The following is a 15598-nucleotide window of genomic DNA, read 5'->3' on the forward strand; positions in this document are numbered from 1 at the left end:
AAAGGCGCAAGGACCCAGGCCGACCGGAGAAGGTTTCGGCACTTGGTTTGGTGCAATCACTCGGCGGCGTTGAGAACCGGCACCGGCTCGTCCCGGTTCAGTCGCTGCAGCAGCCTGGAGCGCTCGTCCGCCGCCTTTGCGGCGCCGGCCTGCCGGACATGGCCATAGCCGCGGATGAGCGCCGGCACGGAGGCGAGTGCCGCGGCGGCGTCGATCCTGCCCGGCGCCAGTGCCCCGGCGATCAGATCGAGATCGGCCTCGTATTGCGCAAGCAGCCGCCGCTCGGCGCGCCGTTCGGCGGTGCGGCCGAACAGGTCGAACGCGGTGCCGCGCAGGCCTTTCATGGCAGCGAGCAGGCGAAATGCCTTCATCATCCACGGGCCGAAACTCGATTTCCTTGGGCGACCGTCATTGCCACGCCGCCCGAGGATCGGCGGCGCGAGATGGAATTCCAGCCTTTCGTAGCTCTGGAACTGCCTTGCGAGGTCGGCGGCGAAGGCGCCATCGGTATAGAGCCGCGCCACCTCATACTCGTCCTTGATCGCCATCAGCTTGAACAGGTTTTTGGCGGCAGCCTCGGTCACGGCCGTCGAGCCGGGGACCGCTCTCGCCTCGGCGGCACGCAGCGCGGCGACCCTGTCGGCATAGCGCTTGCCATAGGCCGCATTCTGGTAAGCGGTGAGGAAGGCGACGCGCCGGGCGATGATGTCGTCGAGCGTTTCGGTGGGCGCGGACGCCGGCTTGCCCGTCTTGCCAACCAGGTTGCGCACGAACTCGGGCTGGTGCGCGGCGCGACGGCCCCAGCGGAAGGCGGCGATGTTCATCGCCACCGCTTCGCCGTTCAATTCGATAGCCTTTTCAACGGCGTCGGCCGACAGCGGCAGCCCGCCATGCTGGAAGGCGAAGCCGAGCATGAACATGTTGGCGCCGAGCGAATTGCCGAACAGCGCGATCGCCGTGCGGGTGGCGTCGAAGAAGTGGGCCTTGCCGTCGCCGGCGGCGGCGCGGATCGCCTTCTTCAGCCGCTCGACCGGGAGGGAGAAGTCGGCAGAACGTGTGAATTCGCCGGGCATGATTTCGGCGGTGTTGGCGAGGAACATGGTGTGGCCCTCGCGCACCGCGGCGAGCACCTTCTTGGCGCCGGAGACGACGAGATCGCAGCCGAGCACGAGGTCGGCCTTGCCGGCCGAGACGCGTATGGCGTGGATGTCCTCGGGCGTCGGGGCAATGCGGACATGGGTGAATACCGAACCGCCCTTCTGGGCAAGGCCCGCCATGTCGATCATGCCGCAGCCCTTGCCTTCTAGATGGGCGGCCATGCCGAGCACCGCGCCGATGGTGACGACGCCGGTGCCGCCGACGCCATCGATGATCGCCGCCCAGCCCTGGTAGCCGAGCGGGAATACGGCGGGCGACGGCACGCCGTCGAGCGGATCGGTCTTGCCGGCGATGCCTTCGGCCTTCCTGATCTTGCCGCCATGCACGGTAACGAAAGACGGACAGAAGCCGCTAAGGCATGAGAAATCCTTGTTGCAGCTCGACTGGTCGATCCGGCGCTTGCGGCCGAATTCGGTTTCGACCGGTTGGATCGAGACGCAGTTCGACTGCACGCCGCAATCGCCGCAGCCTTCGCAAACCAGCTCGTTTATGAAGACGCGCTTGTCGGGATCGGGGAAGGTGCCGCGCTTGCGCCGCCGGCGTTTTTCGGCGGCGCAGGTCTGGTCGTAGAGAAGCACCGAGATGCCTTTCACGCCACGCAATTCGCGCTGAACGAGGTCGAGGTCGTCGCGGTGATGGATGGTGGCGCCGGCAGGGAAATCGGCCTTGCCGGCATATTTATCCGGCTCGTCGGTGACGACGGCGATGCGGTCGACGCCCTCGGCGCGCACCTGCCTGGCGATCATGTCCACCGTCAGGCCGCCTTCATGGGGCTGGCCGCCGGTCATGGCGACCGCGTCGTTGTAGAGGATCTTGTAGGTGATGTTGGCGCCGGAGGACAGCGCGAAGCGGATCGCCAGCAGGCCGGAATGGTTGTAGGTGCCGTCGCCGAGATTCTGGAAGATATGATCACGCTTGGAGAACGGCGCCTGGCCGACCCATTGCGCGCCCTCACCGCCCATGGCGGTGAAGCCGACGGTGTTCCGGTCCATCCACAGCGCCATGAAGTGGCAGCCGATGCCGGCGGCGGCGAGCGAGCCCTCCGGCACCTTGGTCGAGGAATTGTGCGGACAGCCCGAGCAGAAGAAGGGTGTGCGCGAGCCGATGTCGACGGTGTCGGCAAGCATCGCCTGGAACTGGCGCAGCTTCGCCACCCGCGCCGCGATCTCCTCCGAGGGGCCGATGGTGCGCAGGATCCGCTCGCCGAGCGCGATCGCGATCTCGTTCGGGTCGAGCGCGCCCTTGGCCGGAAACAGCCAGTCGCCGCGCTCGTCCTTCTTGCCGACGATGGCCGGCTGGATGGCGGAACCGTAGAGGTTCTCGCGCAGCTGCACCTCGATCAGCGAGCGCTTCTCCTCGACGACGACGATGGTGTCGAGGCCGCGGGCGAAGTCGGCGATATGCTGATAGTCGAGCGGCCAGGGGCAGCCGACCTTGAACAGACGGATGCCGATGCGGTTGGCGGCCTTCTTGTCGATGCCGATGTCCTCCAGCGCCTGGCGAACGTCGAGATAGCTCTTGCCGATGGTGATGACGCCGAGCTTGGGATTGCGGCCGCCCGAATAGACGATGCGGTTCAGCCCATTGGCCTGGATGAAGGCGGAAGCGGCGGCGCGCTTGTGCTCATGCAGCCGCTCCTCCTGGCCGAGCATGTCGATCTCGTGGCGGATGTTGAGGCCGCCGGGCGGCATGTCGAAGTCGGGAACGACGATGTTCAGCCGCTCGATCGAGGCGTCGACGGAGGCCGTCGATTCGATGTTGTCCTTGACGCATTTGATCGCCGCCCAGGTGCCGGCGAAGCGCGACATGGCAAAGCCTAGCAGGCCGTAGTCGATGATCTCCTGGACGCCGGCCGGATTGAGGATCGGCACCATGGTGTCGACGAACAGGAATTCGGTGGCGTGCGCGTTGGTCGAGGATTCGGCCATGTGATCGTCGCCCATCAGGGCGAGAACGCCGCCATTCCTCGACGAGCCGGCGAGATTGGCGTGACGGAACACGTCGCCGGAGCGATCGACGCCCGGCCCCTTGCCGTACCAGACGGCAAAGACGCCGTCATGCGTGCCCTCGCCGAGCAGTTCGGTCTGTTGCGACCCCCAACAGGCGGTGGCGGCGAGCTCTTCGTTGAGGCCCGGCTGGAAGACGATGTCAGATTGCGCTAGCTGCCGCTTCGCCCTCCACAGCTGCATGTCGAGGCCGCCGAGCGGCGAGCCGCGATAGCCGGAAACGAAGCCCGCGGTGTTGAGGCCGGCGCGGCGGTCGCGCTCGCGCTGCATCAGAAGCATGCGCACGACGGCCTGCGCCCCGGACAGGAAAACGCGCTCCTTGCCAAGGTCGAACTTGTCGTCGAGCGCGACGTCATGCAGCGTCATCGGGCATTTCCTCTGCGGTGACGCGCCTCGGATCGGCGGCCAACGTCGGAGTGGGACGCCGCAGTCTTTCTTCCCTTGCGGGAGAGGTCAAACAAAATCGCAGGGGCCAGACGGGACGCAACAAACGGTCCCATTGGAAGCAGCCGGCGCATTCAAGATCACGCTAAACGCTTCGCGGCGCACGAAAATTTCGACCGGTCAGCAGGATTCAGACCGCCTTTGAGCAATCCGGCTTGGGCGCATCGGGCAGCTTGCCGTCGGGATGGCCGGCGAGGTCCGGGTTGAGCTCGTATTTCGGCCCGACCACGAGCGGTCGATCCGGTAGCATGGTCTGGTCCTCCGTCGAGGCCATCGTCGTCTCGAGGCTCTGGAGCAACGTGCCGTTCGCATCCTCGATGCGGATCGTGACGGAGTATGGCTTGTCCTTGACCACGCAGGTGAGCGGCGGGCTGGTCAAGGTGATGTGCGGAAGCTTCGGCCAGATCTTCTGGTTGACGATGAGCGGGTCACCGCCGGCCGGGTTCTGGAAGTTCACCACGGCAACCTGTCCCTCGCCCATCGGCCGCAGCGGCCTCAGCGTGATGACATAGGTGGCGATGCCGAGCCGGTAGTTGAACTCGAAAAGCTTGCCGGAAATGGCGAAGAGCTGCTCCTTGCCAGTATCGCGGCAGGCGCCGAGCACTGTGGCGGCGATCAGGGCCGCTCCGAGAGCGATCAAACGGAATTTTCTAAGCATTGGTGGCCTCCCTGGCCGCCGTGCGGCGGCGATAGTAGCGGTTCGCTTTCTGGCGGTTGCCGCAGACGGCCATGTCGCACCAGAGGCGGCTGGAGTTGCGGCTGCGGTCGATGAACAGCCAGCTGCAGTTCGGACAGATCCTGAGCCTCGCAACGGTATCGTCCCGCAACAGCGAAAGCGCCGAGACGGCCAAAGCCGCCTCGAAGGCGATCGGCGTCGCCGGGTCGCCAAAGGGCCGGCCCGGCGCGCCGATTTCGGCGCTGCTGCCGAAGAGTCCGTCGGCGCAGGCCGTCAGGAAATCCGGCAGATGGGCGGCGGCGATCGCGCCTTTCGCAATGGCGTGGCGGAACAGACGGTCGGTCGCCTCGCGGATCGACAGCACGACCGGGGCGATGTCGCCCGGTTCCGGCGCCTCCAGCCGCCGGCCGCCGAGCTCGGCGGCGCGAAAGCCGCTTGCCGCCTCGGCGAAGCGGGCGATCTCGGCAGGATCTTCGAAGCGGTCGAAGGTCTTTTCCGGATCGTTGCGCAGCACGACCGTGTTCGCCGTGTCGAGCGCAAGGATGCCGCCGGTGAAGCGGTGCGGGGTCCAGGATACCGTCATGCCAGAAATCTAACCGATAAAACGTATTTGACAAGTTAGATTCCGGGTGCGACGTTTCCAACGGGGCCAGATCGCGCGGCCCCAGGGATGCTCGATGCTCTATTTCTACCAGCAGGTGCTGAACGGGCTGCATTCGGGCGCGCTCTATGCGCTGCTCGCCTTTGGCTATGTGCTGACCAACGGCATCCTGCATCGCACCAACCTTGCCTATGGCGCGCTGTTTGCTTTTTGCGGCCACACCATGATCCTGACCGCCGCCTTCGGCTACCAGGCACTATGGCTGACGCTGTTCGCCTCGGTCGCGCTCGGCATCGTTGCCGCCGTGCTCTATGCGGTGCTGATCAGCCAGGTCTTGTCGCGCAGCGTGTTCGAAAGGCTGGCCGACCGGTCGCCCAACGCCATCGTGGTGACGACGCTCGGCATCTTGCTGTTCCTGTCGGAGGCAAGCCGAATCGCCGCCGACACCCATGATCTCTGGCTGCCGCCGATGCTCGCCCAACCCGTCATCTTCGCCCATGATGTCGGCTTCAAGGTGACGCTCACCGTCATCCAGCTTTTGGACTGCGCGGCGGTGATAGCGGTGGTGGCGCTGGCGGCCTGGATGTTTTCGCATTCACGCTTCGGTCGCGCCTGGCGGGCGGTGTCCGACGATCCCAAAGCGGCGGCGATGTGCGGCGTCGACGTGCGCGCCGTGTTCCGCCGCGCGGTGCTCTATAGCGGCTTCTGCGCCGCTTTTGCCGGCGTGCTTGCCGGCCTCTATTACGGCAACATCAGCTTCGGCACCGGCCTCGTCTATGGCCTCAAGATCCTGTTCGTGACGGCGGTCGGCGGCTACATGTCGCCGCTCAAGGCAGCTCTCGGCGCCGCTGCCTTCGGCATGGCCGAATCGCTATGGGCCGGCTATTTCCCGATCGAATGGCGCGACGGCTGGATCTACCTCTTCCTCGTCGCCATGCTGGTGCTGATCGGCGCCGGCCGCGACCAGGCCAAGGTCGCCTGAAACCCATCAGACTTTGGTTGCATGACGTCCGGTGAACTGGCGGGTTTCCACCGGCGCCATCGTTTGTCGCGCCTTGTCGTGTTGACCTGCCAGACCACGCACTGCATACCGTTAGGCCAAGCGGCGCGACACCGAATGGGGGAATCGGGCGCGCAGCATGGTCAGGGAGGAAATGCATGGCAGGGCTGCTCGCTCTATCCAGGACGATCGACCGCATAAACGAGTTCATCGGCCGCTGGGTCTCGTGGGCGATCCTGCTCGCGATCCTTGTGAGCGCCGGCAACGCCGTCATCCGCAAGGCGCTCGACATCTCCTCCAACGCCTGGCTGGAGTTGCAGTGGTACCTTTTCGGTGCCGCCTTCATGCTGGCGGCCGCCTACACGCTGAAGCAGAACGACCATATCCGCATCGACATCGTCTACGGTATGTTTCCCCGCCGCGTGCAGCATTGGATCGACCTTCTCGGCCATCTCCTCTTCCTGATGCCGTTCGTGGTCTTGATGGTGATTTACTTCGTGCCTTACGTGTCGCTGTCCTTCCGTAGCGGCGAGATGTCGACCAATGCCGGCGGGCTCATCGTCTGGCCGGCAAAGGCCATCCTGCTCGTCGGCTTCTCCCTGCTGGCCATCCAGGGCGTCTCCGAGATCATCAAGAAGATCGCCATCATGCGCGGCGACATGGACGACCCCAATCCCTTCATCTCGGCGCATGACCAGGCCAAGCTCGAGGCCGAGGTGCTTGCCGAGGAAGCAAAGGCGCTGTCCGGCGAGGTGCGCTCATGATCGAGTTCATCGCGCAGAACATGGCGCCGATCATGTTCGCTTCGCTGATCATCTTCCTTTTGATCGGCTACCCCGTCGCCTTCTCGCTCGCCGCAAACGGCCTGTTGTTCTTCTTCATCGGCGTGCTCTTGTCGCCCTATTCGGGCGGCTCGATCAACCTCGCCTGGCCGCTGCTGCATGCGCTGCCCGACAATTTCTACGGCACCAGGGTGATGTCCAACGACACGCTGCTGGCCATTCCGTTCTTCACTTTCATGGGCATCGTGCTCGAACGGTCCGGCATGGCCGAGGACCTGCTCGACACGGTCGGCCAGTTGTTCGGCCCGATCCGCGGCGGGCTTGCCTACGCAGTGATCTTCGTCGGCGCGCTGCTTGCCGCGACGACCGGCGTGGTTGCGGCCTCCGTCATCGCCATGGGGCTGATCTCGCTGCCGATCATGCTGCGTTACGGCTACGATCGGCGGCTGGCATCAGGTGTCATCGCCGCGTCGGGCACGCTGGCCCAGATCATCCCGCCCTCGCTGGTGCTGATCGTGCTTGCCGACCAGCTCGGCCGTTCGGTCGGCGACATGTATGCCGGCGCCCTGATCCCCGGCCTCGTGCTCACCGGCATCTACATGCTCTACATCCTGATCATGTCGATCATTCGGCCGAACGCGATGCCGGCGCTGCCGCTCGAAGCCCGCACGCTCGGCCACGGCGTCATCTCGCTGATCGTCGCCCTGCTGGCCGCCGGCGCGATCTCCTATGCGGCCTATCGCTATCTCGCGCCGACGCATGGCGACAATGCCGACATCCTCGGCGCCGCCGTCGGCGTGATCGTCATCTACGTCGTGGCGATCGCCGACCAGCGGCTCGGAATCCACATGATGTCGAAGCTGGCGCAACAGGTGGTGATCGTGCTGATCCCGCCGTTGGCGCTGATCTTCCTGGTGCTCGGCACCATCTTCCTCGGCATCGCGACGCCGACCGAAGGCGGCGCGATGGGTTCAGTCGGCGCGTTGATCATGGCCGCGGCAAAGGGGAGGCTGTCGTTCGACGTCATCAAGCAGGCGCTTGCCTCGACGACGCGGCTCTCTTCCTTCGTGCTGTTCATCCTGATCGGCGCTCGCGTCTTCTCGCTCACCTTCTACGGCGTCAACGGCCACATCTGGGTCGAACACCTTCTGACCTCGCTGCCCGGTGGCGAGACCGGCTTCTTGATCGGCGTCAACGCGCTGGTCTTTGTGCTCGCCTTCTTCCTCGATTTCTTCGAGCTCGCCTTCATCATCGTGCCGCTCTTGGCGCCCGCCGCCGACAAGCTCGGCATCGACCTGATCTGGTTCGGCGTGCTGCTCGGCGTCAACATGCAGACCAGCTTCATGCATCCGCCTTTCGGCTTCGCGCTGTTCTACCTGCGTTCGGTCGCCGCGCGCGTGCCCTATCTCGACCGCATCACCGGCAAGCAGATCGCACCGGTCACCACCGGCCAGATCTATTGGGGCGCGGTGCCGTTCGTCGGCATCCAGGTGATCATGATCGGGCTCACCATCGCCTTCCCGCAAATGGTGATGCGTTACAAGGGCGCCGCCGTCGAGCCCAGCACGATAGACCTGAAGCTGCCCGAGATGCCGGGGCTGGCGCCGCTCGGCACGCCGCCGGCCGACAATGGCGCGGCGCCCGCCAATGGCGGCGCCGCGCCCGCCGCGCCCGGCACGCCGGATCTGTCGCAGCCGCCGAACTTCGGCGACACGGCCCCTGCCAAGCCGGCGGCGCCGGCGCCCGACCTTTCGAAGCCGCCGAGTTTCAATTGAGGTGACCGCATCATGAGAGCAGTCCGGCTGGAAGCAATCGGCAGCATCGCGCTTCGCGAGGTCGACAAGCCTTTGGCCGGGCCGGAGGATGTTCTGGTGCGGATCGAAGCCTGCGGCGTCTGCGGCACCGACAGGCACCTGTTCCACGGCGAGTTTCCGTCAAAGCCGCCGGTGACCCTCGGCCACGAATTCTGCGGCATCGTCGAGGCGGTCGGAGAGGCCGTCGCCGATATCGCTGTCGGCGACCGCGTCACCGGCGATCCCAATATTTCCTGCGGGCGCTGCAGCCAGTGCCGCGCAGGCCGCGTCAATCTGTGCAGCAATATCAGGGCCATCGGCATCCACCGGGATGGCGGCTTCGCCGATTATGTCGTGATGCCGCAAAACCAGGCCTTCCTCCTGCCCGCCGACCTCAAGCCGACGCATGGCGCCTTCTGCGAGCCGCTGGCCTGCTGCCTGCACGGCGTCGACCTCGCCGCCATCAGGCCCGGCGCCTCGGTGGTGGTGCTCGGCGGCGGCGTCATCGGCCTGCTCACAGTGCAATTGGCGAAGCTTGCGGGCGCCGCGACCATCATCCTGTCGACCAGACAGGCTTCGCGCCGTGCTCTTGCCGAGGAGCTCGGCGCGACCGCAACGGTCGATCCCAGCGCCGCCGATCCCATCGAGGCCGTCACCGGAAAAGCCGGCCTTGTGCCGGGTGGCGTCGACGTGGTGTTCGAGTGCGCCGGGGTTCGCGACACGGTCGAGCAGTCGATGCGAATGGCGAAGGCCGGCGGCACGGTCATCATCGTCGGCGTCGTGCCGCAAGGGATGAAAGTGGCCGTCGAGCCTTTCGACCTCCTGTTCCGCGAACTGAAGGTGGTGGGCTCCTTCCTCAATCCGTTCACGCATGGCCGCGCGGCCCAGTTGATCGCCTCGGGCGCGATCGAGATCGACAAGCTGATATCGAAGGAAGTGAGCCTCGAAGAGGCGCCGCAGGTGATCTCGAACCCCGCCGCTCCGGGCGAGGTCAAGGTGCTGGTGGTGCCGGGCAAAGGCTGAAGCACCGATTTTGCGCTCAGTTCTTCCCTTCTCCCTTGTGGGAGAAGGTGTCGCCGAAGGCGACGGATGAGGGTGCTCCAGCTTGGCGGCCGACGGCACTCCGGCCAACACCCCTCATCCGTCTCGGCGCTGCGCGCCGATCCACCTTCTCCCACAAGGGGAGAAGGAGGGCTTCGCCTACAGCTTGCCGTTGCGCTGCTGCACCATCATGAAGGTGTCGTAGTTGTATTCTGCAACCTGGGCCCAGAGGTAGTGCTCCTTGCGGAAGCCCTTGATCGATTCCCAGATCTTCTTGAACGGCGCGTTGTTGGCCTCCATTTCGGCGTAGACCTCGTTGGCCTTTTCGAAGCAGGCCGCCATGATCTCCTGGCTGAAAGGCGCCAGCTTGGCGCCGCCGGCCACCAGCCGCTTCACCGCCGCCGGATTGAGATAGTCGTATTTCTGCAGCATGTTGGCGTCCGCCGCCTGGGCGGCGGTGTGCACCAGCGACTTGTAGGCCGGCGACAATTCCTCGTACTTGGCCTTGTTGAACATCAGATGCACGGTCGGGCCGCCTTCCCACCAGCCGGGATAGTAGTAGTAGGGCGCGACCTTGTAGAAGCCGAGCTTCTCGTCGTCATAGGGGCCGACCCATTCGGCGGCGTCGATCGTGCCTTTTTCCAGCGCCGGGTAGATGTCGCCGCCGGCGATCTGCTGCGGCACGACGCCGAGCTTCTGCACCACCTTGCCGGCGAAGCCGCCGATACGCATCTTGAGGCCGGAAAGGTCGGCGACCGTGTTGATCTGCTTGCGGAACCAGCCGCCCATCTGCACACCGGTATTGCCGCCCGGCAGGCCGAACAAGCCCTGCGTGGCCAGGAATTCGTTGAACAGGTCGATGCCGCCGCCATGGTAGTGCCAGGCATTTATGCCGCGCGCGTTGAGCGAGAACGGCACCGCGGCGCCCAGCGCCCAGGTCGGGTCCTTGCCCCAATAGTAATATGCCACCGTGTGGCAGGCCTCGACGGTGCCGGCGGCGGTGGCGTCGGCCGCCTGCAGGCTGGGAACGAGCTCGCCCGAGGCGAAGACCTGGACCTGGAAATTGCCGTCGGTCGCTTCCGACAGCATTTTTGAGAAGACCTCCGCACCGCCATAGATCGTGTCGAGCGATTTCGGGAAGGACGATGCCAGCCGCCACGTCACTTTCGGATTGGACTGGGCTATCGCCGGCGTGGCAAGCGCGGCGGCCGCCGCCGCGACGCCGACACCGGACGCACCGGCCTTGCGGATGAATGAACGACGATCCATGCAGCTTCCTCCCGTTTCGGATCAACAAACCGACATACGGACATCCTCGCTGTCCTCGTCGGCTGCGCGAAACAATACACGGGCAAGATGTCGAGTCCAGCATCGCGGGCAACGTGCAACTATAGTCTAACGCCGACCGCCGTGGCCCATCCGGAGAGACGAAACTTGCCATGGCAAAATGCCACCGGATCGCCTATTTTGTAGGCAGAATAATTCGTTAGCCCTCAATGGAACCCATAGCCAAAATGCAGCAGCCGCTCGTTGCCGTCTCAACCGATGTCCGCCAGTTCGACAACTACACCTGGCATGCCGCGCCGCAGCAATATATCGAGGCTGCGATCGCCGGCGCCGGCGTGTTCCCGCTGCTTGTGCCGTCCTTCGGCGACCGGCTGGATTTCGACGAGCTGCTGTCCTCGGTCGACGGCGTCATGGTCACGGGGTCGAAGTCCAATGTGCATCCCTCGCTCTACGGCGGCGATCCCAGCGAGGCCAACGGCCCTTACGATCCGGCGCGCGATAGCACCACACTGCCGCTGATCCGCAAGGCGATCGAGCGCGGCGTGCCGCTGCTTGCCATCTGCCGCGGCATCCAGGAACTCAACGTGGCGCTTGGCGGCACGCTGGGCACCGAGATCCAGGAGCGCGAGGGCACACTCGATCACCGCGCCCCGGTGAGCGACAATCAGGACGAGCGCTTCGGCATCCACCAGACGATTTCGATCAAGCCGGGAAGCTGCCTCGCCGGCGTGTTCGGCGCCGGCGACATCAAGGTCAACTCGCTGCATCGCCAGGCGATCGACCGGCTCGGATCGAAACTGCAGGTCGAGGCCGTCGCCACCGACGGCACGATCGAAGCCGTCTCCGTCAAGGACGCCCGCGCCTTCGCTGTCGGCGTCCAGTGGCACCCCGAATATTGGGTGAGGTCGGACAGCAACTCGGCGAAGATCTTTCGCGCCTTCGGCGATGCCGTGCGGCTTCACGCGGCGGCAAAGGTTGGCGCACGCGCTGCGGCGGAGTAAAGCCGTTCCGGCAATCGTTATTTGTTGTTGTTCAAGGCCAGCAGCGGCGCAACCGGCGCGTAGGATTCGTAGCCGTCGCCATCGGCGACGCTGAAAGTGACAATCGGGTCGATGCCGTTCTCGCTGAAGGCCACCGTGCCGTCGGCCTGCTCGCGCCAGAATTTTGCGCGCTCGATGCCGGGCATCAGGTTGCGGCAGTCCGACGCGACGGTGAGCTGCGACAGACCGTTCGACACCTCGGCGCCGCGCTTGACCGCGCAAGCCGCTTCGTCGCCATTGGCCGTCAGCCGATAGCTGTTGGATGGTGTTGCCTCGTTGGCGATGCTTTCGTCGCTGCCGCCATGAAAAAGCTGGACGCCGCCGGCCAACGCGGCAATCGCCATAAACGTGGAAAGCACCTTCACGCCGTTTCTCCGTACCTTCGAAACGCGCGCCGGCGCGCTTCGAACTTTGCACAAGGCCTGAACCACACGCGGCTTCGGTTCATGCATAACGTAGTATGCATAGTGATTCCAAAGCGTTAAGCGCCCGTTAAGCGTTAACGTTAATAAGTGTGGCAGCCGCTCGGTCAGCTTCTCGGCTTGACCTGCGCGGTTTCCGGCACCGGGGTCAGCGGCCGGTGCTCGCCGAACCAGGAGACGAGATTGTCGACGCACAGATCCGCCATGGCCCGGCGGGTATGGTCCGACGCCGAGCCGACATGCGGCAGAAGCGAGGTGTTGGGCGCGTCGAGCAGTGCCTTCGGCACGTTCGGTTCGTCGGCAAAGACATCGAGCCCGGCGGCGGCGATCGTGCCGTTCTCGAGAGCGGCGGCGAGGGCCGCCTCATCCACCGTGCTGCCTCGGCCGATATTGACGAAGACGCCGTCCGGGCCCAGCGCGGACAGGATTTCCGCATTGATAGCCTTTTCTGTCGCGGCACCGCCGGGGGCTATGCAAATCAGCGTATCGACCGCTTCGGCGAGCCCCTTCAGCGTGGCATGGTATTCGTAAGGCAGGCCTTCGACCTTGCGACGGTTGTGATAGGCGATCGGTAGGCCGAAGGCCTCGAGGCGATGGGCAACGGCAAGGCCGATGCGGCCCATGCCGAAGATACCGACGCGGCGGCCGCGCAAAGTGAGCCGGCTCAGGCGATAATTGCCCTTCTTCACCCAGTCGCCGTCGCGCAGCCATTTCTCGGCGCTGTAGAGCTCTCGCACGGTGTTGATCAACAGGCCGATCGTGGTGTCGGCAACCTCTTCGGTCAGCACGTCCGGCGTGTTGGTGACCATGACGCCGCGCGTGGCCGCGTGGCGGGCATCGACCGAATCATAGCCGACGCCGAAATTGGCGATGATTTCGAGATTGGGCAGCGCGTCGATCATGGCCGCATCGATGCCGCCGAAGGAGGCGATGCCGCGCACGGCCTCGCGCATCTCGCCGGTGACAAGCGCCGGATCGGCGCGCTCGATCCGCACGCGCCGGAACGCCTTGTCGATCCTGCCGATCGCATGGTCGTTGAAATCCCTCGGCACCAGAATGGCGACCGGGAAATCCGCTTCGGCTTTTGTCATTGACGCTCCACCGGCTTGCCGGTGGACTGACGCACGTGCAGCTCCGGCTTGATCAGTTCCTGCGAGGGCCGCACGGCCTGCCCGTTCAGCTTGTCGAGCAGCGCGCTGGCGGCGCGGCGGCCGACCTCGCGCTGGCCATTCCAGACCGTCGTCAATGCCGGCGTTGCTATCGCGGCCTCCTCCAGGTCGTCGTAACCGGTGACGGAGATATCGACGCCCGGCACCAGGCCGGCGCGCGCGATGCCGTTCATCAGCCCGATCGCAACCAGATCATTCCAGCAGCAGGCGGCGGTCGGCTTGTCTTTCAGCGCCAAAAACTGTCCTGCCGCCTCGAAACCGGCCTGCTTGGTGCGCGGCCCGGGAATGCGCCAGGAGGGCCTGACTTCCAGCCCGGCCGCCTCCATGGCGTTGACATAGCCCTGATAGCGGTCGCGGCCGGTGGAGGTCTGGTCGGTGCCGCCGATCATGGCGATGCGCTTGTGACCGAGCGAGATCAGGTGGTTGGTGGCAAGCGCCGTGCCATAGGCGTCGTCGCCGCGGAACACCGGCACGTCGGCTCCGGCGACCGTGCGCGCGATCAAGACCGCCGGCAGGCCGTTTTCCTCGGCCATGATGATGTCCTCGGCCGGCGTGCCGATGGCCGGCGACATGATGACGCCGTCGGCGCCGAGCTGCAGCAGCGTGTCGATGAAGGTGCGCTGCTTCTCCAGTTGATCGTAATGGTTGGACAGGATGAAGGTCTGGCGGCTGCGGTCGAGCTCGCTCTCGATCGAGCGCAGGATCTCGGCGAAGAACGGGTTCATGATGTCGTGCACGACCACGCCGACGATGCCGGAACGCGAAGTGCGCAGCGAGGCGGCGCGGCGGTTGTAGATATAGCCGATGGCGCGGGCGTGTTCCTTGATGCGCTCGCGCGTCGAGCCCGCCACCAGCGGACTGTCGCGCAACGCCAGCGATACCGTTGCCGTGGATACGCCGAGCGCGTCCGCGATCGTCGAAAGCTTGATCTTCTGTGCCAGTGCCCTTCGCTCCCCAGGGTCCTCGAAAACACGTCTTTAAATTTTTTAAATGCGGCCTTATGCCATCGGTTCTGGAGCAAATCAAAGTTTTTTAGCGAGCGTTTCGGCTTCGGTGTCCAACGAGGCGGAATTGCGCAGGCGAAGCCTGTGCTCGCGGTGGATGATGTAGAGGCCGCTGGCGACGATGATGGCAGCACCCAGCAGCGTCCAGCGGTCGGGAAGCTGATGGAAGATCAGCCAGCCGGAAATGATCATCCACACCATCTGCGAATAGGGATAGGGTGCCAGCGCCGTCGTCGTCGCCAGGCGATAGGCCTGGACCAGCAGCCAATGGCCGCCGGCGCCGAACACGCCCAGCATCAGCAGGATCGCCCAGTGCCAGCCGTCCTGCGGCAGCGCATGCGAGAACGGCAGCATCGGCACAAGCAGCACCGCGGGCGCCAGAGCGGAAAACAATATCAGGCTCTCCGACGTTTCGCTGGCCGACATGCGCCGGGTCATGATGACGTAGAAGGAGTTCGACAGCATCGAGCCGAGCGCGAAGAGGTGGCCGATGCCGAACACGCCGACGCCGGGCCGGGTGATGATCAAAACGCCGACGAAGCCGGTGAGGATCGCCAGCCAGCGCCGCCAGCCCGCCCATTCGCCGAGCAGCGGACCGGCCAAAGCGGTGATCACCATCGGACCGAAGAAATAGATCGAGGTGGTTTCGGCGAGCTGCAGGGTCCTGAGCGCCAGGATGTTGAACATGGTCGAGCCGAAGAGAAGGCATCCGCGCAGGATGTGCGCCGGCAGGTTGTTGGCGCGGAAGCGCGACGGCTCGCGCCAGCCGCGCAGGAACACGCCGACCAGCAGGACATGGACGGTGAAGCGGGTCCAGGCGACGATCAGCGCCGAGACGCCGGCGAGCACCAGATATTTGCTCGAGGTGTCGAGAAAGGTGAAGCAGACATAGACGCAAAGCATCAACAGCATCGCCGCGGGCGGCGTTGCGCTGTCGTCGTGATTTTTGGGAACGTTCAAAATCGGGCCGGGGGAATGGTAACGCCCCTCTTTTGCGGCAATCGCCACCGGCCAGCAAGCCAAAAGCGACTGGCCCAACAAGACATGACGACAGGCTTAGAGCGCACTGCTGTTGGCGATTAGCCCTGAACGTTCCTCGTAGTCGTCATCAACTCTGAGGAATCATGGCGTCCCGGAGCCTGGCATTTAGGGTGACGACGATCTTTCGCATGACG

13 protein-coding genes are annotated in these 15598 nt (G+C 64.9%); 5 read left to right on the top strand and 8 right to left on the bottom strand.

Translation table 11 applies throughout. The features are described from left to right. Positions 1 to 56: 56 nt before the first annotated feature. The 3 genes from RFN30_RS29010 to RFN30_RS29020 form a co-directional block, all read right to left on the bottom strand. Positions 57 to 3530: an indolepyruvate ferredoxin oxidoreductase family protein gene (locus tag RFN30_RS29010; protein WP_320265487.1), complete on the bottom strand. Its 3474-nt coding sequence runs from the start codon at positions 3528 to 3530 to the stop codon at positions 57 to 59. Positions 3531 to 3738: 208 nt separating this feature from the next. Further along, positions 3739 to 4266, bottom strand: a complete 528-nt coding sequence (locus RFN30_RS29015; RefSeq protein ID WP_320265488.1) for a hypothetical protein — start codon at positions 4264 to 4266, stop codon at positions 3739 to 3741. Beyond that, positions 4259 to 4867 carry a CGNR zinc finger domain-containing protein gene (locus RFN30_RS29020; protein ID WP_320265489.1) on the bottom strand — a complete coding sequence of 203 codons (609 nt, stop codon included), beginning with the start codon at positions 4865 to 4867 and terminating at the stop codon, positions 4259 to 4261. The genes RFN30_RS29015 and RFN30_RS29020 overlap by 8 nt, the downstream gene beginning before the upstream one ends. Before the next feature lie 94 nt (positions 4868 to 4961). Here RFN30_RS29020 and RFN30_RS29025 point away from each other — a divergent pair, with 94 nt between their 5' ends. The 4 genes from RFN30_RS29025 (at position 4962) to RFN30_RS29040 (ending at position 9483) form a co-directional block, all read left to right on the top strand. Continuing rightward, on the top strand, positions 4962 to 5867 hold the full coding sequence (locus RFN30_RS29025; RefSeq protein WP_320265490.1) for a branched-chain amino acid ABC transporter permease: 906 nt from the start codon (positions 4962 to 4964) through the stop codon (positions 5865 to 5867). A 176-nt stretch (positions 5868 to 6043) separates the two neighbouring features. Further along, positions 6044 to 6649, top strand: coding sequence for a TRAP transporter small permease subunit (locus RFN30_RS29030; protein WP_320265491.1), 606 nt, complete (start codon positions 6044 to 6046; stop codon positions 6647 to 6649). Continuing rightward, positions 6646 to 8442 (top strand): TRAP transporter large permease, encoded by a 1797-nt coding sequence (locus RFN30_RS29035; protein WP_320265492.1) that lies wholly within the window; start codon positions 6646 to 6648, stop codon positions 8440 to 8442. The genes RFN30_RS29030 and RFN30_RS29035 overlap by 4 nt, the downstream gene beginning before the upstream one ends. Before the next feature lie 12 nt (positions 8443 to 8454). Then, positions 8455 to 9483, top strand: a complete 1029-nt coding sequence (locus RFN30_RS29040) for a zinc-dependent alcohol dehydrogenase family protein (RefSeq protein ID WP_320265493.1) — start codon at positions 8455 to 8457, stop codon at positions 9481 to 9483. 177 nt (positions 9484 to 9660) lie between these two features. Here the strand turns inward: RFN30_RS29040 and RFN30_RS29045 are convergent, their stop codons facing one another. After that, the gene (locus RFN30_RS29045; protein WP_320265494.1) at positions 9661 to 10770 is read right to left on the bottom strand and encodes a TRAP transporter substrate-binding protein; all 1110 of its coding nucleotides are present in this window, start codon (positions 10768 to 10770) and stop codon (positions 9661 to 9663) included. 245 nt (positions 10771 to 11015) lie between these two features. Between RFN30_RS29045 and RFN30_RS29050 the strand changes: the two genes are divergently transcribed. Beyond that, entirely contained in the window at positions 11016 to 11789 is a 774-nt protein-coding gene (locus RFN30_RS29050; RefSeq protein WP_320265495.1) for a gamma-glutamyl-gamma-aminobutyrate hydrolase family protein, read from the top strand. A gap of 17 nt (positions 11790 to 11806) precedes the next feature. On the opposite strand, the gene RFN30_RS29055 is transcribed toward RFN30_RS29050, so the two are convergent. The 4 genes from RFN30_RS29055 to RFN30_RS29070 form a co-directional block, all read right to left on the bottom strand. After that, positions 11807 to 12193, bottom strand: a complete 387-nt coding sequence (locus RFN30_RS29055) for a hypothetical protein (RefSeq protein WP_320265496.1) — start codon at positions 12191 to 12193, stop codon at positions 11807 to 11809. A gap of 164 nt (positions 12194 to 12357) precedes the next feature. Next, positions 12358 to 13341, bottom strand: coding sequence for a 2-hydroxyacid dehydrogenase (locus RFN30_RS29060; RefSeq protein ID WP_320265497.1), 984 nt, complete (start codon positions 13339 to 13341; stop codon positions 12358 to 12360). After that, positions 13338 to 14360, bottom strand: a complete 1023-nt coding sequence (locus tag RFN30_RS29065; RefSeq protein ID WP_126086316.1) for a LacI family DNA-binding transcriptional regulator — start codon at positions 14358 to 14360, stop codon at positions 13338 to 13340. The genes RFN30_RS29060 and RFN30_RS29065 overlap by 4 nt, the downstream gene beginning before the upstream one ends. 81 nt (positions 14361 to 14441) lie before the next feature. Beyond that, on the bottom strand, positions 14442 to 15326 hold the full coding sequence (locus tag RFN30_RS29070; protein WP_320265500.1) for a DMT family transporter: 885 nt from the start codon (positions 15324 to 15326) through the stop codon (positions 14442 to 14444). Positions 15327 to 15598: the final 272 nt, after the last annotated feature.

Source organism: Mesorhizobium dulcispinae (assembly GCF_033977345.1).
Lineage (GTDB): Bacteria > Pseudomonadota > Alphaproteobacteria > Rhizobiales > Rhizobiaceae > Mesorhizobium > Mesorhizobium dulcispinae.

Excerpts from the sequence above, each read along its gene's own strand:
- RFN30_RS29020 (WP_320265489.1), bottom strand. The coding sequence starts at position 4,867 with ATGACGGTATCCTGGACCCCGCACCGCTTCACCGGCGGCATCCTTGCG.
- RFN30_RS29030 (WP_320265491.1), top strand. The coding sequence starts at position 6,044 with ATGGCAGGGCTGCTCGCTCTATCCAGGACGATCGACCGCATAAACGAG.
- RFN30_RS29060 (WP_320265497.1), bottom strand. The coding sequence starts at position 13,341 with ATGACAAAAGCCGAAGCGGATTTCCCGGTCGCCATTCTGGTGCCGAGG.
- RFN30_RS29015 (WP_320265488.1), bottom strand. The coding sequence starts at position 4,266 with ATGCTTAGAAAATTCCGTTTGATCGCTCTCGGAGCGGCCCTGATCGCC.
- RFN30_RS29050 (WP_320265495.1), top strand. The coding sequence starts at position 11,016 with ATGCAGCAGCCGCTCGTTGCCGTCTCAACCGATGTCCGCCAGTTCGAC.
- RFN30_RS29045 (WP_320265494.1), bottom strand. The coding sequence starts at position 10,770 with ATGGATCGTCGTTCATTCATCCGCAAGGCCGGTGCGTCCGGTGTCGGC.
- RFN30_RS29035 (WP_320265492.1), top strand. The coding sequence starts at position 6,646 with ATGATCGAGTTCATCGCGCAGAACATGGCGCCGATCATGTTCGCTTCG.
- RFN30_RS29025 (WP_320265490.1), top strand. The coding sequence starts at position 4,962 with ATGCTCTATTTCTACCAGCAGGTGCTGAACGGGCTGCATTCGGGCGCG.
- RFN30_RS29010 (WP_320265487.1), bottom strand. The coding sequence starts at position 3,530 with ATGACGCTGCATGACGTCGCGCTCGACGACAAGTTCGACCTTGGCAAG.
- RFN30_RS29070 (WP_320265500.1), bottom strand. The coding sequence starts at position 15,326 with ATGCTTTGCGTCTATGTCTGCTTCACCTTTCTCGACACCTCGAGCAAA.
- RFN30_RS29040 (WP_320265493.1), top strand. The coding sequence starts at position 8,455 with ATGAGAGCAGTCCGGCTGGAAGCAATCGGCAGCATCGCGCTTCGCGAG.